At 57.3% G+C, this 24,716-nt stretch carries 25 protein-coding genes; 11 read left to right on the top strand and 14 right to left on the bottom strand.

The features are described from left to right. Positions 1–170: 170 nt before the first annotated feature. The 3 genes from rnd (at position 171) to K5D32_RS13460 (ending at position 2,635) form a co-directional block, all read left to right on the top strand. A complete protein-coding gene (gene rnd / locus K5D32_RS13470) occupies positions 171–1,304 on the top strand; it encodes a ribonuclease D (protein WP_221600602.1) in 1,134 nt (377 codons plus the stop codon). Continuing rightward, positions 1,301–1,594: a YcgL domain-containing protein gene (locus tag K5D32_RS13465; RefSeq protein ID WP_025261192.1), complete on the top strand. Its 294-nt coding sequence runs from the start codon at positions 1,301–1,303 to the stop codon at positions 1,592–1,594. Before rnd ends, K5D32_RS13465 begins: the two co-directional genes overlap by 4 nt. Before the next feature lie 108 nt (positions 1,595–1,702). Next, positions 1,703–2,635, top strand: a complete 933-nt coding sequence (locus K5D32_RS13460) for a D-2-hydroxyacid dehydrogenase (protein ID WP_221600601.1) — start codon at positions 1,703–1,705, stop codon at positions 2,633–2,635. 90 nt (positions 2,636–2,725) lie between these two features. Here K5D32_RS13460 and K5D32_RS13455 read toward each other — a convergent pair whose 3' ends face one another. Further along, positions 2,726–3,319, bottom strand: coding sequence for a nitroreductase family protein (locus K5D32_RS13455; RefSeq protein ID WP_221600600.1), 594 nt, complete (start codon positions 3,317–3,319; stop codon positions 2,726–2,728). A gap of 216 nt (positions 3,320–3,535) precedes the next feature. On the opposite strand from K5D32_RS13455, the gene K5D32_RS13450 reads away from it, so the two are divergent. After that, entirely contained in the window at positions 3,536–3,985 is a 450-nt protein-coding gene (locus K5D32_RS13450) for a YcgN family cysteine cluster protein (protein WP_025261189.1), read from the top strand. Positions 3,986–3,990: 5 nt separating this feature from the next. Here the strand turns inward: K5D32_RS13450 and K5D32_RS13445 are convergent, their stop codons facing one another. The 7 genes from K5D32_RS13445 to K5D32_RS13415 form a co-directional block, all read right to left on the bottom strand. Continuing rightward, the gene (locus K5D32_RS13445; RefSeq protein WP_221600599.1) at positions 3,991–4,368 is read right to left on the bottom strand and encodes a DUF2892 domain-containing protein; all 378 of its coding nucleotides are present in this window, start codon (positions 4,366–4,368) and stop codon (positions 3,991–3,993) included. A 74-nt stretch (positions 4,369–4,442) separates the two neighbouring features. Further along, positions 4,443–4,934, bottom strand: a complete 492-nt coding sequence (locus K5D32_RS13440) for an RNA methyltransferase (protein WP_025261187.1) — start codon at positions 4,932–4,934, stop codon at positions 4,443–4,445. A 52-nt stretch (positions 4,935–4,986) separates the two neighbouring features. Further along, complete coding sequence (locus tag K5D32_RS13435; RefSeq protein ID WP_409372871.1) at positions 4,987–5,799, bottom strand: copper resistance protein B; 813 nt, start codon at positions 5,797–5,799, stop codon at positions 4,987–4,989. A gap of 70 nt (positions 5,800–5,869) precedes the next feature. Then, a complete protein-coding gene (locus tag K5D32_RS13430) occupies positions 5,870–7,612 on the bottom strand; it encodes a copper resistance system multicopper oxidase (RefSeq protein WP_221600613.1) in 1,743 nt (580 codons plus the stop codon). Positions 7,613–7,732: 120 nt separating this feature from the next. Continuing rightward, positions 7,733–8,104 carry a YajD family HNH nuclease gene (locus tag K5D32_RS13425; RefSeq protein ID WP_025261184.1) on the bottom strand — a complete coding sequence of 124 codons (372 nt, stop codon included), beginning with the start codon at positions 8,102–8,104 and terminating at the stop codon, positions 7,733–7,735. A 68-nt stretch (positions 8,105–8,172) separates the two neighbouring features. Next, complete coding sequence (locus K5D32_RS13420) at positions 8,173–8,649, bottom strand: cyclic nucleotide-binding domain-containing protein (protein WP_025261183.1); 477 nt, start codon at positions 8,647–8,649, stop codon at positions 8,173–8,175. A gap of 77 nt (positions 8,650–8,726) precedes the next feature. After that, positions 8,727–10,775 (bottom strand): S9 family peptidase, encoded by a 2,049-nt coding sequence (locus K5D32_RS13415; protein WP_221538577.1) that lies wholly within the window; start codon positions 10,773–10,775, stop codon positions 8,727–8,729. Between the two features lie 141 nt (positions 10,776–10,916). On the opposite strand from K5D32_RS13415, the gene K5D32_RS13410 reads away from it, so the two are divergent. The 4 genes from K5D32_RS13410 (at position 10,917) to K5D32_RS13395 (ending at position 13,629) form a co-directional block, all read left to right on the top strand. After that, positions 10,917–11,387 (top strand): MFS transporter, encoded by a 471-nt coding sequence (locus K5D32_RS13410; protein ID WP_095067455.1) that lies wholly within the window; start codon positions 10,917–10,919, stop codon positions 11,385–11,387. A 52-nt stretch (positions 11,388–11,439) separates the two neighbouring features. Beyond that, positions 11,440–12,225, top strand: a complete 786-nt coding sequence (locus K5D32_RS13405; protein ID WP_221600597.1) for a class II glutamine amidotransferase — start codon at positions 11,440–11,442, stop codon at positions 12,223–12,225. A gap of 28 nt (positions 12,226–12,253) precedes the next feature. After that, positions 12,254–12,778 carry a DUF2937 family protein gene (locus K5D32_RS13400; protein WP_201019331.1) on the top strand — a complete coding sequence of 175 codons (525 nt, stop codon included), beginning with the start codon at positions 12,254–12,256 and terminating at the stop codon, positions 12,776–12,778. A gap of 263 nt (positions 12,779–13,041) precedes the next feature. Next, entirely contained in the window at positions 13,042–13,629 is a 588-nt protein-coding gene (locus K5D32_RS13395; protein ID WP_221600596.1) for a hypothetical protein, read from the top strand. 48 nt (positions 13,630–13,677) lie between these two features. On the opposite strand, the gene K5D32_RS13390 is transcribed toward K5D32_RS13395, so the two are convergent. The 5 genes from K5D32_RS13390 to K5D32_RS13370 form a co-directional block, all read right to left on the bottom strand. Further along, entirely contained in the window at positions 13,678–14,523 is an 846-nt protein-coding gene (locus K5D32_RS13390; RefSeq protein WP_221600595.1) for a hypothetical protein, read from the bottom strand. A 197-nt stretch (positions 14,524–14,720) separates the two neighbouring features. After that, on the bottom strand, positions 14,721–15,440 hold the full coding sequence (locus K5D32_RS13385; RefSeq protein WP_221594572.1) for a WbqC family protein: 720 nt from the start codon (positions 15,438–15,440) through the stop codon (positions 14,721–14,723). A 186-nt stretch (positions 15,441–15,626) separates the two neighbouring features. Continuing rightward, positions 15,627–16,805 carry a VWA domain-containing protein gene (locus K5D32_RS13380; RefSeq protein WP_221600594.1) on the bottom strand — a complete coding sequence of 393 codons (1,179 nt, stop codon included), beginning with the start codon at positions 16,803–16,805 and terminating at the stop codon, positions 15,627–15,629. A 39-nt stretch (positions 16,806–16,844) separates the two neighbouring features. Then, positions 16,845–17,690 (bottom strand): MoxR family ATPase, encoded by an 846-nt coding sequence (locus K5D32_RS13375; protein WP_221575535.1) that lies wholly within the window; start codon positions 17,688–17,690, stop codon positions 16,845–16,847. A 156-nt stretch (positions 17,691–17,846) separates the two neighbouring features. Then, positions 17,847–18,917 (bottom strand): DUF748 domain-containing protein, encoded by a 1,071-nt coding sequence (locus tag K5D32_RS13370; RefSeq protein WP_221600593.1) that lies wholly within the window; start codon positions 18,915–18,917, stop codon positions 17,847–17,849. Positions 18,918–19,043: 126 nt separating this feature from the next. Between K5D32_RS13370 and cysK the strand changes: the two genes are divergently transcribed. Together cysK and K5D32_RS13360 are read left to right on the top strand one after the other, a co-directional pair. After that, a complete protein-coding gene (gene cysK, locus K5D32_RS13365; RefSeq protein ID WP_025261173.1) occupies positions 19,044–20,018 on the top strand; it encodes a cysteine synthase A in 975 nt (324 codons plus the stop codon). A gap of 117 nt (positions 20,019–20,135) precedes the next feature. Further along, positions 20,136–21,074: an aspartyl/asparaginyl beta-hydroxylase domain-containing protein gene (locus K5D32_RS13360; RefSeq protein WP_221529134.1), complete on the top strand. Its 939-nt coding sequence runs from the start codon at positions 20,136–20,138 to the stop codon at positions 21,072–21,074. Positions 21,075–21,136: 62 nt separating this feature from the next. On the opposite strand, the gene K5D32_RS13355 is transcribed toward K5D32_RS13360, so the two are convergent. After that, positions 21,137–22,747, bottom strand: coding sequence for a methyl-accepting chemotaxis protein (locus K5D32_RS13355; RefSeq protein WP_409372870.1), 1,611 nt, complete (start codon positions 22,745–22,747; stop codon positions 21,137–21,139). Between the two features lie 224 nt (positions 22,748–22,971). Between K5D32_RS13355 and aceK the strand changes: the two genes are divergently transcribed. Beyond that, positions 22,972–24,699: a bifunctional isocitrate dehydrogenase kinase/phosphatase gene (gene aceK, locus K5D32_RS13350; RefSeq protein ID WP_221594577.1), complete on the top strand. Its 1,728-nt coding sequence runs from the start codon at positions 22,972–22,974 to the stop codon at positions 24,697–24,699. Positions 24,700–24,716 lie beyond the last annotated feature (17 nt).

Here is a 24,716-nt window from a genome sequence, read left to right as displayed (position 1 = left end):
GTGAGGCGCTTGACCGGACAGGCCTTGTCCCAGGCACCTCGCAGCTCATGGATCGCCAGCCTGCTGTTTCCCGGCGATCCACATGAAGATATCCAAGAGTTTCAGGCCAGATGCGCGATAAACCTCCTATGGCGATATATACTGCGCGCCATTGATCAAGGGAGAGCCGTGTGGCCATCGATATTCATTGGATTCGCGACGACGACAGCCTCGCCCGACAGTGCGCGCAGTGGCAGTCGCTGCCATTTGTCGCGCTCGACACCGAGTTCATGCGGGTCGACACCTTTTACCCGATTGCCGCGCTGTTGCAGATCGGCGACGGTTCCAGCGCCTGGCTGATCGATCCGTTGCTCATCAGCGACTGGACGCCTCTGTCCGCATTGCTTGAAAACCCCGACGTCATCAAGGTGGTTCATGCTTGCAGCGAAGATCTGGAAGTCCTGTTGCGCCTGACGGGCAGCCTGCCGGTTCCGCTGTTCGACACCCAACTGGCGGCCGCTTACCTGAACATCGGGTTTTCCATGGGCTATTCGCGTCTGGTGCAGGAGGTGCTGAACATCGACCTGCCCAAGGGCGAGACCCGTTCCGACTGGCTGCAACGCCCGTTGTCGGAAACCCAGATCAGCTATGCCGCCGAAGATGCCGTGCATCTGGCCGAGCTTTTCGGTCTGCTGCGGCCACGTTTGTCGGACGAAAAATACCTCTGGGTTCTCGAGGATGGTGCAGAGCTGGTCGCCAACCTGCGCCGCGAAACCGATCCCTACGAGATTTACCGCGACGCCAAGCTGGCCTGGAAACTGTCTCGTGCCCAGTTGGCGGTATTGCGTGAGCTGTGCGCCTGGCGCGAGATACAGGCGCGCTCGCGTAACCTGCCGCGCAATCGCATCGTGCGTGAGCACTCGTTGTGGCCGCTGGCCAAGACCCAGCCGGACAACCTGAGTGCCCTGGCCCGAATCGAAGACATGCACCCGCGCACGGTACGCCAGGATGGTGAGTACCTGCTGGACCTGATCAAGAAGTCCGGCAATCTGCCGCCTGATCAGTGGCCGCTGGCGTTGCCCGAGCCTCTGCCGATCGAGGCTTCCGGCATCCTGAAAGGCTTGCGGGCCATTGGTCAGCAATACGCTGAACAACTGAATATTGCCCCCGAGGTCGTGCTGCGCAAGAAGACCCTCGAAGCCTTGCTCAAGAGCGGCTACCCCGATGGCCCTTACACATTGCCCGATTCGCTGCGTGGCTGGCGTCGCGAATTAATGGGCCAGGCGCTGCTCGACAGCCTGGCCAATGCAGGAGAACAGCCTTGAAACGTATTTGCTCCATTTATCGCAGCCCGAAAAAGAACGAGATGTACCTGTATGTGCTCAAGAGCGATGTGCTCAAGCGTGTACCGGTAGAGTTACTGGCTGCGTTCGGCACGCCTCAGCATGCTTTCGACCTGGTGCTCAGTCCTGAGCGCGCGCTGGCTCGTGAAGATATCAACAAGGTGCTGGAAAACCTCGATACCCAGGGCTATCACTTGCAGATGCCGCCTGCCGAAGAGGAATACATCCAGCACTTGCCCGAAGAGTTGTTGCGCCGCAACGATCCTGTCTGATCCGTTGTGCCGCACTGTAGTGCCGGTCTGCCTGCTTTCGCAGTGCGCAGGCTTGACCGGCCCATGGCTGTTGCAGCTTGTTTGTCCCGTTTTTAAGGTTTTTGAAACATGCGCGTTCTGATTGCCGAACACGATTACCCCATCTACACCCAACTGTTGCGCAAGGTAGCGCCCGAAGTTGAAATCATGAGCAGCGGTGATTCCGCCGAACTGTCTCGTATGGCCGGTGAATGCACGGTCTGGCTGGGACAGCCTGATCTGCTGGCCAATCTGTTGCGTCAGGGGCACAAGCCGCAATGGTTGCAATCGACCTGGGCGGGAATTACCCCGTTGCTGGCCGAAGGTGTATCCAGGGATTATCGATTGACGCGGGCGGTCGGTATTTTCGGCCAGGTCATGGCCGAGTTTCTGTTGACCTACATGCTCGGTCACGAACGTGAAGTGCTGGCGCGCCTGATGAGTCAGGTCGAACGCAAATGGGACAATCGTCCCGGCCAGAGCCTGTATGGCCGCAAGGTGCTGATCGTGGGCGCGGGTGATATCGGCCAGCGTGTCGCGCAATTCCTGGTGCCTTTCGGTGTGCAGGTCTACGGCGTCGCTTCTCAAGCGCGCACTCAGGAGCCGTTCGTCGAAGTCGGTGCCCTGGCGGATCTGGAACAGATGGTTGGCGATATGGACTACGTCATCAACCTGCTGCCCAACACACCGGCAACCCACGATTTGTATGGCGCGAAACTGTTCGCTGCATTCAAGCCCTCTGCGCTGTTCATCAACGTCGGGCGTGGTGTAGCGGTGGTCGATGCGGATCTGGTGCAGGCCTTGAAGGAAGGGCATCTGGCGGGCGCTGTGATCGATGTCTGCCGTCAGGAGCCGCTGCCTCAGCGCCATCCGTTCTGGACCGCCTATGGCCTGCTGCTGACCGGACATAGCTCCGCGCCGACATCGCCTGTGGCCATGACCGAATTGTTCGTCGATAACCTCAAGGCCTTTCAGGCGGGTGAGCCGCTGCGCGGAGAAGTGGATTTTTCGCGGGGATATTGAGCAGCGGTAGCTGCAAGTTAAAAGCTACAAGCTACAAGCTACAAGTTAGAAGCTTGAAGCTTTCCACTTGCAGCTTGCAGCTCTAAAAACCTACAACGAAAAATCACCCTCAGCCGCCAGTTCTGCTACTGGTTTGCGCGGGCTTGGGACTTCGCGGCCTTGCAGGTATTCGGGCAGGGTCGATTTGTCGCCCAGCTTGCCGATAGCGACTGCTGCATGCAGGGCATAGCCTTCTGGAATGTTCAGCTCCTTGCGGGTCAGTTCCTTGTCGAAGCCTGACATGCCGTGGGTGTACCAGCCGCTCAGGCTGGCCTGCAATGCCAGGTAGCCCCAGGCGGAGCCGGCATCGAATTCGTGCGTGGTTGCCGGGCTCTCTTCGGTCGCGCCGGGTGCGGCGAAGGTGGTCTTGGAGATGACGATCACCAGTGCCGAAGCGCTCTGCGCCCAGCTGCGGTTGAACTCATTGAGCAGGCCCAGGTAACGCTCCCAGTTTGGCGTGTCGCGACGCGCATAAAGAAAGCGCCATGGCTGCGAGTTGTAGGCCGAAGGTGCCCAGCGTGCTGCCTCGAAGAAACCCAGCAGGGTTTCCTGTGGAATGCTTTCGCCTGTAAAGGCGCGAGGCGACCAGCGTTGGGTGAATTGCGGGTCGATGGTATGGTCGGCGATGCGTGGATTAATGCTCATGAAAATCCTGTCGTAGCGAAGGTTTGAAGTGAGCTTGACATGATGGGCCGTGGTCGGCAGGCATTGTCTTGTGCCCTCGAAAGCCTTCTAACGCTACTGTTTTGCCACGCTGCTGACAAGTGAAGTGTGGGATACCGGCAGTCGCAAATGCTTGGCCCGCATCCGATGTGCCACTAGACTGGCGGCCTTTTCATTGTCGATACCGTTGTCCGAACCATGGCCGCTAAAGTTGAACCCTTCTGGATACGCAAAACACTCGAACAACTGGACAGGGACGAGTGGGAATCGCTGTGCGATGGCTGCGGTCTGTGCTGCCTGCAAAAGCTGGAAGATGAGGACGACAACAGCGTTTACTACACGCGCATCGCCTGCAAGTTGCTGGACCTGAAAACCTGTCAGTGCTCCGATTACAGTAATCGTCGAGCCTTTGTGCCTGACTGCATTCAACTCACGGCCGGGCAGGCCGACGAGTTCAAATGGCTGCCGCCTACGTGTGGTTATCGTCTGGTCAGTGAAGGGAAGGATCTACCGCTCTGGCACCATCTGGTGTGCGGTGATCGCGAGGCTGTGCATCACGAGCGCATCTCCCAGTCGGGACGCATGCTCAGTGAGAACAGCGTGCCCGAGGACGACTGGGAGGATTATCTGATTTTCCGCGCCGGTTAAGGATTTCAGACGTCGTTTTTCGGGTCTTTCAAGGCATCGATGCCGTTGATGACCGAGGTCCTGGCGGCCAGTTCGGCATTGTCCTTGAGCTGTCTCAACTCAGCGCCTGCGCGTTCGATATCCGAGCGCGCACTGTGCAGGTTGCTGCGGCTTTTTTCGAGCAGGCTTTTTGCCGAGCAGTGCCCGGTGATGCCGCGCGCCAGTACGGCACCGCCAATGGCCAGCTGTACAAGGCCCAGGATGCCGCCACGGCGCAGCCCCTTGCCCATTATTGTCACGCCGCCTGCCAGAGAGCCTATCCGCTCCCAGCCCTGGACGTTCTGCTGCGGATGGTTGTGCAGTCGCGGGGTGTCGATTCTGTCGATGATCGAGGTGTCGCTCATGATGATTCTCCAGGATGTGATAAATCAGCTTCAACGAAACTGACTGCCCATCTGTGAAACTGTTCAGTGCATTTTCATGAGCGGTCGGGCTTTTCCCGGCCGAATTGCGGACCCGAGCGGGTATTGATGCCTTTGGCCATTCGGTCATAGAGCACGACGTTGACCGTCGCCGCCAGATTCATGCAGCCCTCTGTGGGGATGTAGACCACGTCTTCGCACCAGTCGCGGATTTCCTGATCCAGTGAGCCGTCTTCCGGGCCAAAGATATACAGGGCGCGATCCGGGTGAGTGTATTCGGGCAGGGCACGGGCGCCGTCCACCAGTTCCACCGCAACCGGAATGCAGCCCAGCGGCAGGATGCTCTTGAGGTCTTCGATGCCGATCAGCGGAATATCCTGATGGATCTTCTTGGTGTCGGTGATGAAGTCCCGTGCGCGCTCGTAGCGTTTGCCGGTGTAGAAGACCGAAGCCACGCCATAACAGCCCGCCGCCCGCATCACCGAGCCGACGTTTTCCGGGGATTTGGGGTTGTAAAGGCCGATGCAGGCGTACCGTTTGTTTGCCACTTTAGAGATGCTCTGGGTAAAACGCGCAAGTATACGGCAGAACGCGAAATCTCTAGAACCACATCCTGATACCCATCACCCACTTCGCTTCGCTGCGATCTTCGCCTTCCTCGCGAGCATAATCGGCGGTCTTGCCGTAAGTCCGGTTCCAGCTCACGCCAATATAAGGTGCGAACTCCCGGCGGATTTCATAGCGAAGCCGCAGGCCGATTTCGGTGTTGGCCAGCCCTGAGCCAATACCCCGTTGCGGATCGTTCTTGCCATAGACGTTGAGTTCGGCCGTGGGCTGCAGAATGAGCCGGTTGGTCAGCAGCAGGTCGTAATCGCCTTCAAGGCGTGCGGCGCTCTGGCCAGCTTCGCCGACGAAGGCCGTGGCCTGGGCCTCGAAGCTGGAAAGGGCCATGCCCTGAATGCCAAAAGCGGCCCAGGTCTGCGGGTCGCCCGGCTTGAAGTCCTGGCGTGCGCCCGCGATCAGATCCCACCACGGGCTGATCGCGTGTCCCCACAGCGCCTGGATTTCGGCGTCCCCGGTCTTGCCATCAGTGCGTTCGCCTTCGGAGCGTATCCACAGGCGATCGATATCACCGCCGATCCAGCCTTTGAGATCCCACGCCAGGGTGCTGCCCTGATCGGCGTCCTGCCATTCCAGCTTGTCGGCCATGAAGAAGGTATTGATGGCGCTGTCATGCACCATATGGCCTGTATGGCTGGTGTAGACGGCAGCCCGGTCTTCATCCGTCAGTTCGGGGATGGGCGTACGACTCTGGCCAGCGGTGGACGGAGCGGGCTGCATGTGGTCGTGGTGCAGGGAATGGCTGCCGTGATCCATGCCGCTCATGTCGGCAGCCAGGGCCGGCATTGTCATCGATGGACCCAGCGCCACAAGCAGGCCGGACAGACGGGAAAGATGAAAGATTCTGTTCATGCTGAGGTTCTCATTCTTCCACGCGCACTTCACGGAACATGCCCATTTCCATGTGGTAGAGCAGATGGCAGTGATAGGCCCAGCGCCCGAGGGCATCGGCGGTGACGCGATAGCTGCGCCTTGAGGCCGGTGGCATGTCGATAGTGTGTTTGCGGACCATGAATTGCCCGTTCTCGTCTTCGAGGTCGCTCCACATGCCATGCAGGTGAATGGGGTGAGTCATCATGGTGTCGTTGACCAGAACGACCCTGATGCGCTCGCCATACTTGAGCTTCAGCGGCTCGGCATCCGAGAACTTCACGCCGTTGAAGGACCAGGCGAATTTCTCCATGTGACCGGTGAGATGCAATTCGATGGTGCGCCCAGGCTCGCGTCCATCCGGGTCCTCGAAGGTGCTGCGCAGATCCCCGTAGGTCAGGACCCGACGACCGTTGTTTCTCAGGCCGATGCCAGGATCGTCCAGCTTGGGAGCGGTCTTCATGGCCTGCATGTCCACCAGCGGGTTGTTCTTCTCGGTTTCCGGGTGTGACTGAGGCGCAGGCTGCATATTGCCCATGCCTGACATGTCATGGTGATTCATGCCTGCCATGTTGCTGTGGTCCATGGCGGCCATCTTTCCATGATCCATACCGCCGTGGTCCATTCCCATATCGTCCATGCCCAGCAACGGGCGTGGGTCCAGAGGCGGAACAGGTGCCGTTGTACCGGCCTTTCGGGTGAGCGTGCCACGGGCAAAACCTGTGCGATCCATGGACTGGGCGAACAGGGTGTAGGCCTCTTCGGTGGGCTCGACGATGACATCGAAAGTCTCGGCAACGGCTATGCGCAACTCATCGACGCTGACCGGCTTGACGTGCAGACCATCTGCAGCGACCACGGTCATTTTCAGGCCGGGAATCCGCACATCGAAGTAGGTCATGGACGAGCCGTTGATAAAGCGCAGCCTGATCCGTTCGCCTGCTTTGAACACGCCGGTCCAGTTCATGTCCGGTGCCTTGCCGTTCATGAGGTAGGTGTAGGTCGCAGCGCTCACATCAGCCAGATCGGTCGGGTTCATTTTCATCCCGGCCCACATCGTGCGATCGGCCACTGCCTCGCCCCAGCCTTTTTCGCTGACATCGTGGATGAAGTCACCCACTGTGCGCTTGTTGTAGTTGTAGTAATCCGACTGTTTCTTGAGGTTCTTCATCAGCCTGACCGGATCGTCATCCGTCCAGTCCGTGAGCATCACCACGTAGTCGCGTTCGTACTGGAAGGGTTCAGGCTCTCTGGCATCGATCACCAGCGGGCCATATACCCCCGATTGCTCCTGAAAGCCGGAATGGCTGTGATACCAGTAAGTGCCATTCTGTTTGACCTTGAAGCGATAGACATACATGCCGTCCGGCTCGATGCCTTGAAAACTCAGGCCCGGAACGCCGTCCATGTTGGCGGGCAGCAGGATGCCGTGCCAGTGAATGGAGGTGTTTTCCTTGAGCCGGTTTTTAACCCGCAAGGTGACGGTATCGCCTTCACGCCAGCGCAGCAGAGGGCCGGGGATACCGCCGTTGATGGTCATGGCCGTTTTCGGCGTGCCAGTGATATTGACCGGAGTTTCGCCGATGAAGAGGTCGAACTCGGTGCCCGCCAGAACCCTGGGTTCATCCGCGCCGCTGATGGCCCACACAGGGCTTTGCCAAAGCCCGATGCCGCCCAGCAGGCTGCCGGCTGTCAGCCCTTTTACAAAGGTTCGTCTTGAGGTCTTTGAGTGCATGCCCAGGTTGTATCCGGTCAGTTGCGTATTTGCCTGAAAGGAAGATGCCATAACGAGGCCGGGCGGGTGATTACATTTCTGTAAGGTTGCAGATCACGCCGCCCATGGACTGACTGGGTGTCATTCCTTTTTCATCAGCCCCGCCAGCGCAGCGAAGGGGTTGTGGGTGGCCTTGGCGGCTTTGGGTGTACTGAGGGAGCTGTCGGAGAAGTACTGCTGGTCGGTGTAACGCGAGTGCTCGTTGTCATGGCAATACAGGCACAGCAGTTCCCAGTTGGAGCCGTCCTGAGGATTGTTGTCATGGTTGTGGTCGCGATGGTGAACGGTCAGTTCGCTCAGGCGCTTGCCCGCAAACTCACGGGCGCAACGGCCGCAGACGTGCGGGTACATGCGCAGAGCCTTGTCGCGATAACCCATTTCGCGGTCGCGCTGGGCGTCGGCCAGGATACGGTCCAGCTTGGACGTGTTGGAAGGAGGGTTGGCCGTGCTCATGGTGTCACCTGTGTCGTGTGCGCATTGATAGCGGGAATGCGCACAAGTTTAGCGCCAGATGACGAAACTCACACCTGTTGGGAGAGTAGTTGGCCATCGACCATGCGCAGACGCTTGGACAGGGAAATGGCCAGGGCGCGAATGATCTTGGCTGCGATTTTCGGCGCTTCGTCGAGCATCTTGTCCAGCGAGTCCCGGCCCAGGTTCAGCAACTGGCAATCCGATGCAGCGATGCAACTGGCCGAACGGCGTTCGCCGTCGAGAACCGCCATTTCGCCGAAGGCCCGGCCCCGACGCAACGTGGCGATTTCCACCTGCTGGCCTTCGGGGTTGAGTTTCTGTACCGAAACCGTGCCGCGATCAATGATGCACATGAAGGTACCGGCATCGCCTTCGTTGAAAATACTCTGGCCTTCCTGGATATCGCTGATGCTGAAGTAACCCGCGACGGTCAGGTAATCGGCAGGCAGCAGGGTGTCGAACAGGCCGCAGTCCAGCAGCATGTCGCGTATGGCATTGTTCAGGTGAGACGGTTGTTCTGACATGGTTCGGTCTTGTGCTGGTAAGAGGGGAGCAGGTCCGTGCTCCCCGATGCTACTAAGACAGACTATTGGCGCCAAGTTCAGTCCAGTTGCAAAACCTTGAAGATAAAACCGTACTCAAGGGCGACATCGCGCAGCCCTTGATAGCGACCGCTCATGCCGCCATGGCCGGCACCCAGTTCGGTCTTGAGCAATAACAGATTGTCGTCAGTTTTGGTGTCACGCAGTTTCGCGACCCATTTGGCGGCTTCCCAATACTGCACGCGGCTGTCGTTGTAACCGGCAATCACCAGTGTGGCGGGGTAGGTTTGAGCCGTGACGTTCTCGTAAGGCGCATAGGCCTTGATGCGGGCATGAACGTCTGGTTCCTGCGGGTTACCCCATTCGTCGTATTCGGTGACGGTCAGCGGCAGTTCAGGGTCGAGCATGGTGTTGAGCACGTCCACGAACGGCACTTCGGCAATCGCCGCCTTGAACAGCTCGGGACGCTGATTGAGCACGGCACCGATCAGCAGGCCACCGGCGCTGCCACCACTGATGACCAATTGATCGGCACGGGTCAGGCCCTGATCGATCAGGTGCTCGGCGCAGGCAATGAAGTCTCCGAATGTGTTCTGTTTGTGTTCCTGTTTGCCGTTGCGATACCAGGCTTCACCCAGTTCACCGCCGCCGCGCACATGGGCAATTGCAAAGGCTACGCCACGATCCAGCAGGCTCAGACGGGCGTGGGAAAACCATGGGTCCAGGCTTTCGCCGTAGGCGCCGTAACCATAGAGATACAGTGGCGTCGCCTGGCCCAGCAACTCGCGTTTGACTACCAGGCTGATGGGCACTTGTGTGCCATCGCTGGCGGTCGCCCAGAGACGCTGGCTGACGTAGGCATCGGCATCGAACTCACCGAGCACCGGCGTTTCCTTGAGCACCACTTGCTCGCCGGTGGCCAGAGCCAACTGGCGGACCTGCGCCGGACGATTGAGAGACTGATAGCGCAGGCGAATGCTGTCGCTGTCGAATTCCAGTGAGTCCTGTACATACAGGCTGTAGGCCGCGTCGGGCAATTGCACGCGATAGGCCGGCAGGCCTTGTGGGCGAACTTCGATGATCGGCAGGCCACCTTCGCGCAGGCTCAGGGTCAGACTTCTGGCATTGAGGCTCATATCTTCCAGCATCACTGTATCGCTGTGCGGGACCAGCTCTTGCCAGCCATCGCGGCCCGCATGCTGTTCCGAGGCCTGATACAGCGCGAAGTTGATACCGCTCTGATTGCTTCGGATAAACCAGCTCCAGACACCATCGAGCTGGCCGTGGTCCGGAAAGTATTCATGACCTTCGACCCGCTCGGCCATGCATACGAAGGCTTGCTCGGGATGCTCGGCATCCAGCAGCCAGGCTTCGCTGGTGGTCTTGCTGTTGAGCAGCAGAATCAACTGGCGCTCGGAGCTGCTACGGAAGCAATGCAGGAAGAAGCGGCCGTCCGGCTCGCTGAATACCAGGTCGGCCGAGTCGCTGCCCAGACGATGACGGTAGAGTTTGTGCGGGCGGTGGGTGTCGTCCAGTTCACCGAAGAACAGCGTCTGGCTGTCATTGGCCCAGGTCATGCTGCCGTCGCAATCTTCGAACGGCAGGCTGCTCACCTGGCCTGTGCCCAGTTCCTTGACGTAAAGCTGATAGACCTCTTCGCCCGTGGTATCCAGGCTGTAGGCCAGGCGTTGATGGTCGGGGCTGATACTGAACGCGCCCAGAGAGAAGAATCCGCCATCGGCCAGCACGTTGGGGTCCAGCAACAGCTCTTCATGGCTCTCATCGACGGTGTTCGAGTCGTCTGCCGGGCGCGGGCAGCGATAGTGCCTGGCATATTCATCACCCTCGGTGGTGCGGGTGTAATACAGGTACGGGCCCCAGGGGGAGGGTAGCGACAGGTCGGTCTCAAGAATGCGGCCTTTTATTTCCTGGAACAGGGTTTCACGCAATTGCGCCTGATCGGCCAACTGCTGTTCCTGATAGCTGTTTTCAGCCTTGAGATAGTCGAGCACTTCATCGCTGTCGCGATTCTGCAACCATGCATAGGGATCGGAGCCGTCGGCCTTGCGAGCGATCGGGGCGCTGGAGGTGGCATTCGAGAAGGACATGCGGGGCTCTCTTTAAAGGCATCGGGTCATTGAAATATCGGTGGCTGCAAGTATGGCGCACCTATTACTGAAGCCGGGCGAGCCGGGCCAGTGAAAAGTCGTTATCATAAGCGCCTATTTACCTGCCTTACCACGGACGTCATGACCGAGAACGACTATCTGATCGCCTGGGGCCTCTATGCATTTGCAGCATTGGGCTGCCTGCTGGTGTGGTTTTTGATGACCCGCTGGATGTGGCGCTACCTGAAAGAGCCCCTTCGGGTGATTGGCGCAGTGTTGCTGTTCACGCCGACCATCGTCGATCCAGCCAAGGAATTACTGGCACCTGCCGTGGCCGTTACCGCCCTTGATCTGCTGTTCAAGGTGGGCAGCAATGTCTGGAGCGCGATCATCGATCTGGCCACCTATGGCATGTTTGCCCTGATTGCCTATCTGGTGTTCGTGCTGGTGCGTTGGCCCCTGGAGAAAAACCGCAAGGCCCGTCAGCCACAGCCTGTAGCCGAGCCTGACGACACCGACGACGAACCTTTTGCCAGGGACGACCGCTACGGCCGCAGCCCGGCTGCACCGGCCGCCAGTGCGAGTCGTGGGCGAGTCGAGCCTCGTTTGTAAGAACCCGCTTCGTTGGCAAGCGTGCAGCACGTATTGAAGCGAGAACCTGAGCATGTGTGAACTACTGGGCATGAGCGCCAATGTCCCGACCGATATCGTTTTCAGCTTCACAGGGCTGATGCAGAGGGGCGGGCGCACCGGCCCGCATCGCGATGGCTGGGGGATCGCCTTCTATGAAGGGCGTGGTTTGCGTCTGTTTCAGGACCCGGCAGCCAGCAGCGAATCGGAAGTCGCGCAACTGGTGCAGCGCTACCCCATCAAGAGTGAAGTGGTCATCGGCCATATTCGTCAGGCCAATGTCGGTAAGGTCTGCCTGTCCAACACTCATCCTTTCGTGCGCGAACTCTGGGGACGCAACTGGTGTTTTGCCCATAACGGCCAACTGGCCGATTTCAGTCCCCGTGCTACCTTTTATCGTCCTGTAGGCGATACCGACAGTGAAGCGGCGTTCTGTGACCTGCTCAACCGGGTTCGCGAAGCCTTTCCCGAGCCGGTGGAAGTCGAACAAGTGCTGCCTTATCTGATTGAGGCGTGCTCCGAATACCGGGCCAAAGGCGTGTTCAACGGCCTGCTCAGTGATGGCGACTGGCTGTTCTGTTTCTGCAGTACCAAACTGGTACAGATCACCCGTCGTGCGCCCTTTGGTCCGGCACGCTTGAAGGATGTCGATGTGATTGTCGATTTTCAGGCAGAAACCACGCCCCATGACGTGGTGACTGTCATTGCCACCGAACCGCTGACTGAAAACGAAACCTGGAATCGCTACGAACCGGGTCAGTGGAGCCTGTGGCGCAAGGGCGAATGTGTGGCCCAAGGGTCAACCGATACTCCGATTTAAGCTCGCCTAACCGACAAGAGGGATCTAAATGCTGCGAAGTTATCTGCGATTGGTCTTGTTCACGACTGGCCTGCTGGTGGGGGTTCAGGTTCCGGGTTTCATCAGTGACTACAGCAAGCGAGTCGAAGCGCATCTGATCGAGGCGCAACAGGCCATCAAGGGTTACAACGCGACCGCGCAGCAGTTTTTCAAGGGCGACATCCAGGCGCTGATCCAGCACTATCGCAACAGCGAAGATCCGGTGTTTCGCAGCGATGCCGACACCATCAGCACATTGCTGACCCGCACCCACGTGCTGGAGCGCCAATGGCTCGGCCTGCAAGGCGCGTGGTATTCCAGAGCCTTGTATGTCGCCACCTCAGCCGATGCCGACATCCGTCGCGAAACCTTCAATGGCTACACCTGGCAAGTGCTGCTGGCACCTGAAGTCATTGCCTGGGGCATCATCTCGGCACTGTTGCTGGCGCTGCTGATCGAAAGCTTCTTCCTGCTGCTGGGCTGGGTGGTGACGGGCGGTCGGCGCAAGCCAAAGTTGAACAGGGAGTGGCGCTGATCGCATCACCGCGTAAGCGAATTCATGTGCGAGATGGCATTCCAGTATTTGGATGTGTTATTCGCGAATGAATTCGCTCCTACTGTGTAATACCAGTCAGTTGAGTGTGTTGCCCAGGTTAAGCTGAATAGCCGGTTTTTATGCGGGCTTGTAGTTAATTTCACTCAACGTACTCAGACTTTTCACGCTTCGAAGTCAGGTCGAATTTTTCTGTTATCAGCCGCTATAGACAGGGATGACAACAGCAAGAAGAGACCTTATCCATGAATATTACTTTGACCGTCGAGCAGCACCTTAGCTACAGGGAAGCGTTGAAAATTGCCTACGATAAAGCCAGGCAGGATGGCACGCTGGATGAAATAACAGAGGTGGCCTGCCAGAAAGAATTCAATAGTCCGCCACCGGCTGCGATTTACCATGAGTCAAGTATGGTCAGTAGCAACAGGGTAACGGATACGGGGGGTGTTTATTTCAAGTGCTGGACCCTTAGAGATAGCTATGAGCAAGCAAAAATTAACGACAGGGTCTATGCGGCTGAGTCGCTATCTAACAGCATCAATGATGCTGTTGAGGGGGTCAAGGAAAAGCTCAAAGCTTCTGGGGTGGTTTTGAGCGAGCAGGACTTAAACTTTTCGATAAATGAAAAAGGAGAATTCAAACCGGCTTCTGTATCTGGAAAGCCCCATGAAGAAATAGACAGTGTTTTTACAAAACTGTTGAATGAAAACGAAGACCTGAGGAAAGTGGCCCGCCAATATGTTCGGATGGTTTTCAGTCTGGTGGATTTTACGGTAGAAGGGTGGGATGCATCTTACGCGCGATATCTTGTGCCAGAGGAAATAGAGAGCTGATTTCAGGCTAACGGGCTATTGGCCCGTTAGCGGTTAAGTCAACATTAATCAGCGGATTATTTTCTGGGTGCAGATATGTACGAACGAAGTCTTGATTCCTGTTTTACTGCCTGCACCGCCATTTTCATGGCTGTCGGGGTAAGCAAACCAGTAGCCTGTGTTATAGGTCAACTGCCATTTTGTCCTGAAGCCGTATTGCCATAGCCAGAAAGGCTCGGTTCTATCTTCCCCCTGGCATTCTGGTAGCGCGAGCGATGTTCTGAAAAATCCACTCTTGTTACTTATGCCCTGAGACAGTATGTTTTTTGAATTTGAGTTTTGGTTTGTGTTTAGTTCTAACGTAACCCTTACTCCCTCAAGTGGATGCCCCTTATAATCGACAATCCGCGTTTGCCAGTTTAAGACTCGATAGGCCCTGTGTTTGCCAAATTGTGTATTGAAGTGCTCGACATCACCGGTCACCTCTGTGTCGGCAAGACGCGGTGCTGAGCCGAACAGTATTTTGTAGTGTTCATCTTTTTTAATGTTGCGGTACGATTTTTTCGACACCCTTATCTGGACTTGTTGCCCGGGATTCATATTGGGTGTTGCAAAAGCTTCGTCGCCATGTTTGGTTTTCCATGTGTCACTTTCTTTGTATTCAATCAGCCAGGGTGAGTTTTCCGGGTTGATCTGATTGATCAGTACCCTTTGTCCTCGAATTGCCGTGAATGAGTAGTACTTCACGTCAGCATCATTAGCGAGGCTGTCAATGATCGTATTGAGTTTGTCCGGTAACTCAATCACTTGAACGTTTGCAGGCGTGCTTGAGTCTGCCATGGCGTTTGTCGGGTTCATATTAAGCCCGAAAAAAACCAATGCCATGATCAGTGCATGTTTCTTGAAAGTGTCCATTTTACAAAATCCTTATATTGCACAGCCGCTATTGTCGAGGCGTCGAAGTCCCCAGCATGCAAGGCTGTAAATATCAAAAAAGAGTTAAGGCAGAAGCACTAAGGGCGTCTGACAGACAGTTGTTTATCAACTGATCGTCAGGACGTAATCACTGGTAAGAATCGTTGTCAATACGATATTGCGAAATAAACATGAGGTTAAACCACACACTCCGTATTGCACCGTATGTACTCCATGATGGCTCCCGGTTCATTCCACATCAGCACATCCAGGATGGAGAGGTTTTCCACGAAGGTGTAGGGGCCGGTCGGGTATCTGAATACCGAGGGTTGCAGGAATCGCAGGTCTATTTCCCGTTCGTGCCATTCCCGGGGAATGAGTATTTCCCGGCCTCCGGGGGCGTTGATGTAGCGGCGGGCGCCCATCAGGCTGCTGATTTCCAGTGCCCACTGGCCGGCATGTTCAATGGGCGGCAGTTCCAGGTGCATGTCGGAGCAGACTGTCCAGTTGAACGCCATGCCGAGGTAGTCGCAGACGACTTTCAGAGAGCTGGCACTCAGGTCGCCAATGCTGGCCGAGCGGGTGGAATTGAAGGTCAGGTCGATCAGTTGCAGGGTCTGTTTGAAGAAGGGCGCCTTGCCTCGGTAGTGCTCAAGCTGGCCTCGGATATGCCTCAATGAGCCTGCATGATCGATGACCATCGCGTCCTTGATCAGCATGCCGTCGCTGCTTTTCACGGGGACGGTTATATAGTGCCAGCCACCTTTGTTATCCAGCATTCGATTGCGGTTCATCCAGCTTTTGCGCTTGTACTTGACGATATCGAAGAGAATTCCCTGCTCCACCAAGGCGATAAGCTGGAAGTAACCAAGGTAGGGAAAGAAATAGGGCTGCATGATGCCCAGGGTTTTGATCATGGAACCCCACAAGGTCTCGACGACGGTGGTTAGCCGGCGGAGTAGTCAGGAATACAACTGATGGGTTGTGATTACTGCTGTGGGTGTCGCACTGGGAAGCCTAGTCTGGCGGGGTGAAAGAGAGCGGTTAGTGGTCGCCTTCGACAAGCCAGTCGATGACTGGCTTTGACGAAAGGTGAAGAAGGCCTACTTGGCCAGGTAGCGCATGCTTTCTTCCAGGCCGCGCAAGGTCAGGGGGTACATCTGGTCTTCGATCAGGTCGCGGATGATGTGGGTGGAGGAGGTGTAGTCCCATGCATTCCTGGGGTAAGGGTTGATCCAGACGATCTTCTTGAACTTGGCCATGAAGCGCTGCATCCAGACATAGCCCGCTTCCTCGTTCCAGTGTTCGACGCTGCCTCCCGGCTGGGTGATTTCATAGGGAGCCATGGCGGCATCGCCGATGAAGATCACTTTGTAGTCGGCGCCGTACTTGTGCAGAAGGTCCTGGGTGGCGGTGCGTTCCGAGCCCCGGCGCAGGTTGTTCTTCCAGACCGATTCATAAATGAAGTTATGAAAGTAGAAATACTCCATGTGCTTGAACTCGGTTTTACAGGCCGAGAACAATTCTTCGCAGACTTTCACATGAGCATCCATCGAGCCGCCGATATCGAATAACAGCAGCAGCTTGATGGTATTGCGCCGTTCGGGGCGCATTTGAATATTCAGCAGGCCTGCATCGCGGGCGGTATGGTCGATGGTGCCGTCGATATCCAGCTCATCGGCAGCGCCCTGGCGGGCGAACTTGCGCAGGCGGCGCAAGGCGACCTTGATATTGCGGGTGCCCAGTTCCACCTGGTCGTCGAGGTTCTTGTACTCGCGCTGATCCCAGACCTTGACCGCCTTGCCCTTGCGTTCACCGGCTTCACCGACGCGGATGCCTTCGGGGTTATAGCCGCCGGAGCCAAACGGGCTGGTGCCGCCGGTGCCGATCCATTTGTTGCCTCCGGCGTGGCGTTCCTTCTGTTCTTCCAGGCGCTTCTTGAATTCTTCGATCAGCTTGTCCAGGCCGCCCAGAGACTGGATCTGGGCGCGTTCTTCCTCGCTCAACGAGCGCTCGAACTCCTTGCGCAGCCAGTCTTCCGGGATCAGCGCCTGAAGTTGATCGTCGAGGTTTTCCAGGCCGTTGAAGTAGGCGCCGAAAGCCCGGTCGAACTTGTCGAAGTGGCGTTCATCCTTGACCAGGATGGTGCGCGCCAGAAAGTAGAACTCGTCGATATCGGCGAAGACCACCCGCTGTTTCAGCGCGTTGATCAGGTCCAGCAATTCACGCAATGACACCGGCACTTTCGCCGCACGCATTTCGTTGAACAGGTTGAGCAGCATGGCTGTCGCCCTTTTTCGTGGCAGGGTAGTTAAGGGCGGTCAGCGATTGCCGCGGCGGCTCATGAAGGCCAGGCGCTCAAGCAACTGCACGTCCTGCTCGTTCTTGACCAGCGCACCGGCCAGCGGCGGAATCGCCTTGGTCGGGTCGCGCTCGCGCAGTACCGCTTCGCCGATATTGTCGGCCATCAGCAGCTTCAGCCAGTCCACCAGCTCAGAGGTCGAGGGCTTTTTCTTCAGGCCCGGGACCTTGCGCACGTCGAAAAAGACATCCAGGGCTTCGCTGACCAGATCCTTCTTGATGTCGGGGTAATGCACGTCGACGATCTTCTGCAGAGTGACGCGATCCGGAAAGGCGATGTAGTGGAAGAAGCAGCGGCGCAGGAAGGCGTCCGGCAGTTCTTTTTCGTTATTGGAGGTAATGATGATGATCGGGCGCTTTTTGGCCTTGATGGTTTCGTCGATCTCGTAAACGTAGAACTCCATCTTGTCGAGTTCTTGCAGCAGGTCGTTGGGGAATTCGATATCGGCCTTGTCGATTTCGTCGATCAGCAGGATCACGCGCTCTTCGGACTCGAAGGCTTCCCAGAGCTTGCCTTTCTTCAGGTAGTTGCGCACGTCGTGGACTTTGTCGACGCCCAGTTGCGAGTCCCGCAGACGGCTGACCGCATCGTATTCGTACAGGCCCTGATGAGCCTTGGTGGTGGATTTGATGTGCCAGGTGATCAGCCGGGCACCGAAGGACTCGGCCAGTTGTTCGGCCAGCATGGTCTTGCCCGTACCGGGCTCACCCTTGACCAGCAGCGGCCGCTCCAGGGTGATGGCGGCATTGACCGCAAGCTTGAGGTCGTCGGTGGCGACGTATGCGTGGGTGCCTTCGAACTTCATCGGTGAATCCTCTAACGTGACGCGCAGTCTGTGGCTGGCGCGGCTCAATGGGCGCAAATAATGTGACGACTATAGCGCGCAGGGTCACCGACTGTGAACGCAGATGCCTCATTCAGTCATTGAATGAGGGATTGCGCTCACAGGGTCGTGTCGGGCTCAGGGGTTTTCATTGCTCTCGTAGCGCGTGTTGAACGCCTGGATGAAGGCATTGCGCAGCACCTGCAGGAAAGCCTGGAAGCCGCTGATGTCCTGCTGACGTACGCTGCCACTGAGATCGACGCGAGTGGCGAACTGGTTCTGTCGCTGGTTTTTCAGAACGGTTTCACTGCCGCCCACCAACGCTTCCCAGATGGAACGGAAGAATCCCTTGTTCTGGTTTTCCACGTCCTGTTTCCAGTTGAACACATCGACATTGCGCAACAGCGGCTTGATATAGCCGCTGAGTTGACCGTCGTTGGCCTGGGCTTCGATGACCAGGTCGCCATTGCCGGCATTGAAGTCGAACTTGCCATAGGCCGAGGCAAAATCATTGAGGCGTCGCAGGTGGATGCCCGTGGCGCGAAGGCGAAAGTCGAAATCCTGAAAGTCACTGAGCGGGTCGAAGGTCGCAGTGGCTTCCACGGCGGCACCGCCCAGCAGCCGGCCCTTGCCTTCGAAGCGGGCGTCGCGCTTGCCTTCCACGTCCACCACGTTGGTCAGGTTATAGAGGCTGGCATTGATCCGGTCGGCCTCGATCTTGACCTTGGGAGTGGAAGTGAAGTTGTTGAAGGTGACGCGGGCATTCTCGATGCGTGCTTCATCCAGGGTGATGGGCAACAGTTTGTTCAACTGGGTGCGCCAGTCAGTGCCCTGGCCCGTCTGCGAGGCCTGTTTGTCATTGCCGCCATCGACAAAGTTAAGCTCCGGCTCGATGAACACCATCCTGGCCACGACTGCATGGTTGTACCAGAGGGCGTGCCAGCTCACCGCAAGGTCGATGACCGGCACCTTGACGAAGGGAACCGGGACCTTGCCATCCACCTTGACGATATTCAGCCCGTTGATCCTGTAGGCACCGCGCCACAGGGCGATGTCCACATCGGTGATCTGGCCACGGTAATCGCCCATGTCCGCGAGTTTGTCGTTGAGGTAGTTGCGCACCAGATAAGGCAGCGCGACATTGATGGCAATCAGCAATATGACAAGAGCGGCCAGTATCCATAGTGGCCAGCGGTAGCGAGGTTTCATGACCTGGGCCTCTGGATGTGTTGAATGGTTGACTCCCAAGGCTCGCATCCGTTCGGTGCAACTGGACGCGCACTGGCGGTAAGCATAGGCTTTGAGTTTTTAACGCATGCGTACAAGGACACGATCATGAGCCGTATTTATGCTGATAACGCCCATTCAATTGGCAATACGCCCCTGGTGCAGATCAACCGCATCGCGCCTCGGGGTGTGACGATTCTGGCCAAGATCGAAGGGCGCAATCCAGGCTATTCGGTGAAGTGCCGGATTGGCGCCAACATGATCTGGGACGCCGAAAGCAGCGGCAGACTCAAGCCAGGCATGACCATCATCGAGCCTACATCAGGCAATACCGGGATCGGCCTGGCCTTTGTTGCTGCGGCGCGGGGTTACAAACTGACGCTGACCATGCCGGCTTCCATGAGCATCGAGCGACGCAAGGTGCTCAAGGCCCTGGGCGCCGAACTGGTGTTGACCGAGCCGGCCAAGGGCATGAAAGGCGCCATCGCCAAGGCCGAAGAGCTTTTGGCCAGCGATCCCGAGAAATACTTCATGCCGGCGCAGTTCGATAACCCGGCCAACCCTGCCATTCATGAAAAGACCACCGGTCCTGAAATCTGGGAAGACACCGAAGGTGCTATCGATGTGCTGGTGGCGGGTGTGGGAACGGGCGGTACGATCACCGGGATTTCCCGCTATATCAAGAACACTCAGGGCAAGCCTATCCAGTCAGTGGCGGTGGAGCCGGATGTGTCGCCGATCATCACTCAGGCGCTGGCTGGCGAAGAGATCAAGCCCAGCCCGCACAAGATCCAGGGCATTGGCGCCGGTTTCATCCCTGGCAACCTGGACCTGTCGCTTATCGATCGGGTCGAGCGGGTCAGCGATGACGAAGCCAAGGCCATGGCGCGGCGTCTGATGCAGGAAGAGGGCATCCTGTGCGGCATTTCCTGTGGCGCAGCCATGGCGGCGGCTGTGCGTCTGTCGGAAAAACCCGAAATGCAGGGCAAGACGATCGTCGTGATTCTGCCGGACTCCGGTGAGCGCTATCTGTCGAGCATGCTGTTCAGCGATCTGTTTACCGAACAGGAATTGCAACAGTAAACGTATCTTTGACTTGTCGGCTTTGTCCTGAGTCGACAAGTGTTTATGATGGCCGGCTGCTGATATACCCCTGACATGACGGCAGCCCGGCTATCTGTCCGTTGCAAGGAGAGTTTCATGACCCTTTCATTTGCTGCCAAGGCATCGATCCTGATGCTGTTTCTGTGCAGCACGCTGTATGTGCATTTGCGTGGCAAGGCGCGGCTGCCTCTGTTGCGTCAGTTCGTGAACCATTCGGCGCTTTTTGCTCCTTATAACGCCTTGATGTACCTGTTTTCCCGGGTGCCGTCCAAGCCGTATCTGGACCGCAGCCAGTTTCCCGAGCTCGATGTGCTCAAGGACAACTGGGAAACCATTCGCGAGGAGGCCATGCATCTGTTCGATGAAGGCTATATCCGTGCGGCCGAGAAGAACAACGACGCGGGCTTCGGTTCGTTCTTCAAGAAGGGCTGGAAGCGTTTCTACCTGAAGTGGTACGACAAGGCGCTGCCGTCTGCCGAAACCCTTTGTCCGAAAACCGTGGCTCTGGTCAACAGTATTCCGAATGTCAAAGGTGCGATGTTTGCCCTGCTGCCGGGCGACAGCCATCTCAATCCGCACCGTGACCCGTTTGCAGGTTCATTGCGCTATCACCTGGGCCTGTCCACGCCCAATTCCGACGCCTGCCGTATTTTCGTTGATGGCGAAGAGTATTCCTGGCGCGACGGCCAGGACGTGATGTTCGATGAAACCTACGTGCACTGGGTCAAGAACGAAACACAGACCACGCGCGTGATCCTGTTCTGCGATGTGGAGCGCCCGCTCACCAACGGCTTCATGACCCGCATCAACCGCAGCGTCAGTGCCTTCCTGGGCCGCGCCACCGCACCGCAGAACCTGGATGACGAGCGTGTGGGCGGCATCAACCGTGCCTATGCCTTCAGCAAGCGTTTCAGCGACAGCTTCAGCGGCAAGGTCAAGCAGTTCAAGCGTCAGAATCCCAAGGCCTACCGCGTCCTGCGCCCGGTGCTGGCTGTGGTGGTGGCGGTCTTGCTGTGGAAGTGGCTGTTCGGATAAGCCATTGCTTCGGCAGGAGCGAATTCATTCGCGAATGAATTCGCTCCTGCCGGGGCTGCCTGTTACAACGCGAAGCGCGCCACCAGGCCATTCAGGCCAATGGCCAGTCGTGACAGTTCATGGCTGGCGGCCGAGGTCTGGGTCGCTCCAGCGGCGGTCTGGGTAGACAGGTCGCGAATGCTCACCAGGCTGCGGTCCACTTCCCGGGCCACCAGCGATTGCTGTTCGGCGGCGCTGGCGATGACCAGATTACGCTGGTTGATTTCGGAAATGGCTGCCGTGATCTTTTCCAGAGCCTCGCCCGCGCTGCTGGCGCGCTTGAGGGTTTGGCCTGCCTGCTGCGCGCTGTTCTGCATGGCACCGACCGTCTGGTGAGTGCCGGTCTGGATGGTGCTGATCATCAGCTCGATTTCCTGAGTCGAATCCTGCGTGCGTTTGGCCAGTGAGCGCACCTCATCGGCCACGACCGCAAAGCCGCGACCCGCTTCACCGGCACGTGCAGCTTCGATGGCGGCATTGAGCGCCAGCAGGTTGGTCTGGTCGGCGATGCCCCTGATGACCTCCAGCACCTTGGTGATGTCCTGAGCCTGGGTCGCCAGCTCCTGCGCCTGCTCCGACGCGCCCAGCACTTCGCTGACCAGTCCTTCGATGGACTCGATGGTCTCGGCAACCTGACGATGGCCATGCTGACTGTCGGCATCCGAAGCCTTGGACGCTTGCGAGGTCGATACGGCGTTTGTAGCGACTTCATCCACCGCAGCGCTCATCTGGTTGACTGCCGTGGCCGCCAGTTCTATTTCGTCATTCTGGGCCTGCAGACCACGGGTACTCTGTTCCATGACCGAACTCATCTCTTCAGCCGCCGAGGCCAGTTGCGATGACGATTCGCTGATGCTCTGGATGGTCGAGCGCAGGTTGTCCTGCATGGTCGACAATGCTTTCAGCAACTGTGCCGGTTCATCCGTGCCTTCAAGGTGGATCGATGCACGCAGGTTGCCTTGGGCGATGGTTTGCGCAACCGTCAACGCTTCGCTGATCGGTTTGACGATGCTGCGGGTCAGCAGCCATGCCAGCAACACTGTACCCAGCAAGGCGGCGATGATGATCAGGGTCACGATGGTTTTCGTGGACTCATACAGTGCAGCTGCCTCGTTGGCAGCATTGTCGGCACCTTTCTGGCTGAAACCGATAGCGGCTTCCAGATTTGTATCAAGGATGCGTCCCTGTGGCGTGAGTTCGTCACTCAGGATGGCCTTGGCGTTATCCGGATTCCGGTTGTCTATCTGCGTGATGATGTTGTCCACCAGCGCCAGATAGCGGGTCGCGCTGCTTTCAAGATCAGCCAGGATCGTGACTTTCTGACTGTCGGTGGTTTTATCTTTCTGCTTTTGCAGACGGGTGAACAGTTCGTTTCTGGCGTCGTTGATGACTTTCTTGCTGCGCAACTGGCTGGCAGGTTCCGGCATTGCGATCAGCCTGAGTGATTCCATCCGGATGGATGCGATGGCTGCTCCTGCATCGTGCATGTTTTCGATATCCGGCATCCAGGACTGTTCGATGATCTCTGCACTTGAACGCAGCTCTGCCATTTTGCCCAGGCAGAAAATCCCCACCAGTGCCAACAAGGCAGCAACTAACCCAAAGCCCAGACAGGCCCTGATCCCGATACGCATATTTCTGATGAACATTGACCGCTCCTTGTGTCGTAAAAACTCCCTGATTGTCTTTTTTGAGTGGGAGAAGGTATGAGTAATATCTTCGAGCCATCATTTTATCGACATGTGCCTGTAACAGGTCATAAATGAGGGGTGCATTCAGTGGCCTGTCCCGGTTAAGTGGTTCCCGATACCTGGCATTCCTGAACTAGGCTTTGGGTGTCTCGACGTGAGGCCGTGCCATGTCCGCCAACGCTATCGCCCGTCTGATCCTCGACGGTTTCGATGATTACCGTGAACACTTCCGGCAGATAACCGCCGGGGCCCGGGAGCGTTTCGAGGGTGCGCAATGGCAATTGATCCAGCGTGCTTCGGCCGACCGGATCAATCTCTATGAGCAGAAAGTCAGCGAAGTGATCGAGCACCTGCAGCGAGCTGGCGTGCAGGCTCTGGAAGCCCGTGACTGGCCTGGAGTCAAGGGCGCCTATATCGAGCTGATCGACCCGCGGCTGGACGATGAACTGTCAGAAACCTGGTTCAACTCGATCTTCTTCGGTCTGTTCAGCCATGACCTGATCAGCGACGAACGCATGTTTATCCACAGCACGAGGCCAGCGGCGCAGGCTCAAGAGTGTGTGGCGCAAGTTCGCAGCTACTGGCCGTCTGGCGATATGGCGGCCATGTTCGGGCGTGTATTCGCTGATTATCGTTTCAAGGTGCCCTATGCGGATCTGGCCGCCGATATGAACCACGTCCAGATGCAATTGCAGAGCAACTTGCCTGACTGGGTGTGCAAGGATCCGACATTGTGCGTCGAGCTGTTTTCATCGGTCTTCTATCGCAACAAGGGTGCTTATCTGGTGGGGCGTGTCTATACCCGCGAGGAACAGTGGCCGCTGGTCATCGCCTTGCTGCACAGTGAAGGCGCCGGGATTCTGATCGATACGCTGATTACCGATGAGGCCGAAGTGTCCATCATCTTTTCCTTCACCCGCTCGTATTTCATGGTCGATGTACCGGTACCAGCAGCGTTCGTGGGTTTTCTCAAGGGGATCATGCCCGGCAAGCACATCGCCGAGCTCTACACCTCCATCGGTTTCTACAAACAGGGCAAGTCCGAGTTCTATCGTGCCCTGATTCATCATCTGGCCAGTACCGACGACCGTTTCATCATGGCCCCCGGCGTGCGTGGCATGGTCATGAGCGTATTCACGCTGCCGGGTTTCAATACGGTGTTCAAGGTCATCAAGGACCGTTTTTCGCCGTCCAAGAACGTCGACCGCATGACCGTGATCGACAAGTACCGGCTGGTGAAAAGCGTCGATCGGGTAGGGCGCATGGCCGATACCCAGGAGTTTGCCGATTTTCGCTTTCCCTTGAGCAAGTTCGAGCCCGAATGCCTGGCCGAGCTGTTACAGGTAGCATCTTCCACCGTCGAAGTGGAGGATGGGGACAGAGTCCTGATCCGCCACTGCTGGACTGAGCGACGCATGACGCCGTTGAATCTCTATCTGGAGCAGGCCAGCCCCGAGCAGATGCGTGAGGTGCTGGATGATTACGGGCTGGCCATCAAGCAACTGGCGGCTGCCAATATTTTCCCCGGCGATATGCTGCTCAAGAACTTTGGCGTCACCCGCCATGGTCGTGTGGTGTTTTATGACTACGACGAAATCTGCTTTCTGACCGAGGCCAACTTTCGCCGTATCCCGACCCCGCGCACGCCCGAGGATGAAATGGCCAGCGAGCCCTGGTATTCCATTGGTCCGATGGATGTATTCCCCGAAGAGTTTCCGCCTTTTCTGTTTGCCGATCTGCAACAGCGCCGCCTGTTCGACAGCCTGCATGGCGAACTCTATGACGCCGAGTACTGGAAAGGCCTGCAAGTGCAGATCCGGGCCGGCAAGGTGATCGATGTGTTTCCGTATCGACGCAGTAGGAGCGAATTCATTCGCGAAGGGCTTCGCGAATAAATTCGCTCCTACGGAGT

This window comes from Pseudomonas cichorii (assembly GCF_019719005.1).
Classification (GTDB): domain Bacteria; phylum Pseudomonadota; class Gammaproteobacteria; order Pseudomonadales; family Pseudomonadaceae; genus Aquipseudomonas; species Aquipseudomonas cichorii_E.
Note: the sequence above shows the minus strand (reverse complement) of the source record. Positions and strands in the feature narration are given on the sequence as shown.

Coding starts and splice junctions, on each gene's coding strand:
- K5D32_RS13460 (WP_221600601.1), top strand. CDS start 1,703: ATGCGCGTTCTGATTGCCGAACACGATTACCCCATCTACACCCAACTG.
- K5D32_RS13455 (WP_221600600.1), bottom strand. CDS start 3,319: ATGAGCATTAATCCACGCATCGCCGACCATACCATCGACCCGCAATTC.
- K5D32_RS13450 (WP_025261189.1), top strand. CDS start 3,536: ATGGCCGCTAAAGTTGAACCCTTCTGGATACGCAAAACACTCGAACAA.
- K5D32_RS13445 (WP_221600599.1), bottom strand. CDS start 4,368: ATGAGCGACACCTCGATCATCGACAGAATCGACACCCCGCGACTGCAC.
- K5D32_RS13435 (WP_409372871.1), bottom strand. CDS start 5,799: ATGACAATGCCGGCCCTGGCTGCCGACATGAGCGGCATGGATCACGGC.
- K5D32_RS13430 (WP_221600613.1), bottom strand. CDS start 7,612: ATGCACTCAAAGACCTCAAGACGAACCTTTGTAAAAGGGCTGACAGCC.
- K5D32_RS13425 (WP_025261184.1), bottom strand. CDS start 8,104: ATGAGCACGGCCAACCCTCCTTCCAACACGTCCAAGCTGGACCGTATC.
- K5D32_RS13420 (WP_025261183.1), bottom strand. CDS start 8,649: ATGTCAGAACAACCGTCTCACCTGAACAATGCCATACGCGACATGCTG.
- K5D32_RS13415 (WP_221538577.1), bottom strand. CDS start 10,775: ATGTCCTTCTCGAATGCCACCTCCAGCGCCCCGATCGCTCGCAAGGCC.
- K5D32_RS13410 (WP_095067455.1), top strand. CDS start 10,917: ATGACCGAGAACGACTATCTGATCGCCTGGGGCCTCTATGCATTTGCA.
- K5D32_RS13405 (WP_221600597.1), top strand. CDS start 11,440: ATGTGTGAACTACTGGGCATGAGCGCCAATGTCCCGACCGATATCGTT.
- K5D32_RS13400 (WP_201019331.1), top strand. CDS start 12,254: ATGCTGCGAAGTTATCTGCGATTGGTCTTGTTCACGACTGGCCTGCTG.
- K5D32_RS13395 (WP_221600596.1), top strand. CDS start 13,042: ATGAATATTACTTTGACCGTCGAGCAGCACCTTAGCTACAGGGAAGCG.
- K5D32_RS13390 (WP_221600595.1), bottom strand. CDS start 14,523: ATGGACACTTTCAAGAAACATGCACTGATCATGGCATTGGTTTTTTTC.
- K5D32_RS13385 (WP_221594572.1), bottom strand. CDS start 15,440: ATGATCAAAACCCTGGGCATCATGCAGCCCTATTTCTTTCCCTACCTT.
- K5D32_RS13380 (WP_221600594.1), bottom strand. CDS start 16,805: ATGCTGCTCAACCTGTTCAACGAAATGCGTGCGGCGAAAGTGCCGGTG.
- K5D32_RS13375 (WP_221575535.1), bottom strand. CDS start 17,690: ATGAAGTTCGAAGGCACCCACGCATACGTCGCCACCGACGACCTCAAG.
- K5D32_RS13370 (WP_221600593.1), bottom strand. CDS start 18,917: ATGAAACCTCGCTACCGCTGGCCACTATGGATACTGGCCGCTCTTGTC.
- cysK (WP_025261173.1), top strand. CDS start 19,044: ATGAGCCGTATTTATGCTGATAACGCCCATTCAATTGGCAATACGCCC.
- K5D32_RS13360 (WP_221529134.1), top strand. CDS start 20,136: ATGACCCTTTCATTTGCTGCCAAGGCATCGATCCTGATGCTGTTTCTG.
- K5D32_RS13355 (WP_409372870.1), bottom strand. CDS start 22,747: ATGCGTATCGGGATCAGGGCCTGTCTGGGCTTTGGGTTAGTTGCTGCC.
- aceK (WP_221594577.1), top strand. CDS start 22,972: ATGTCCGCCAACGCTATCGCCCGTCTGATCCTCGACGGTTTCGATGAT.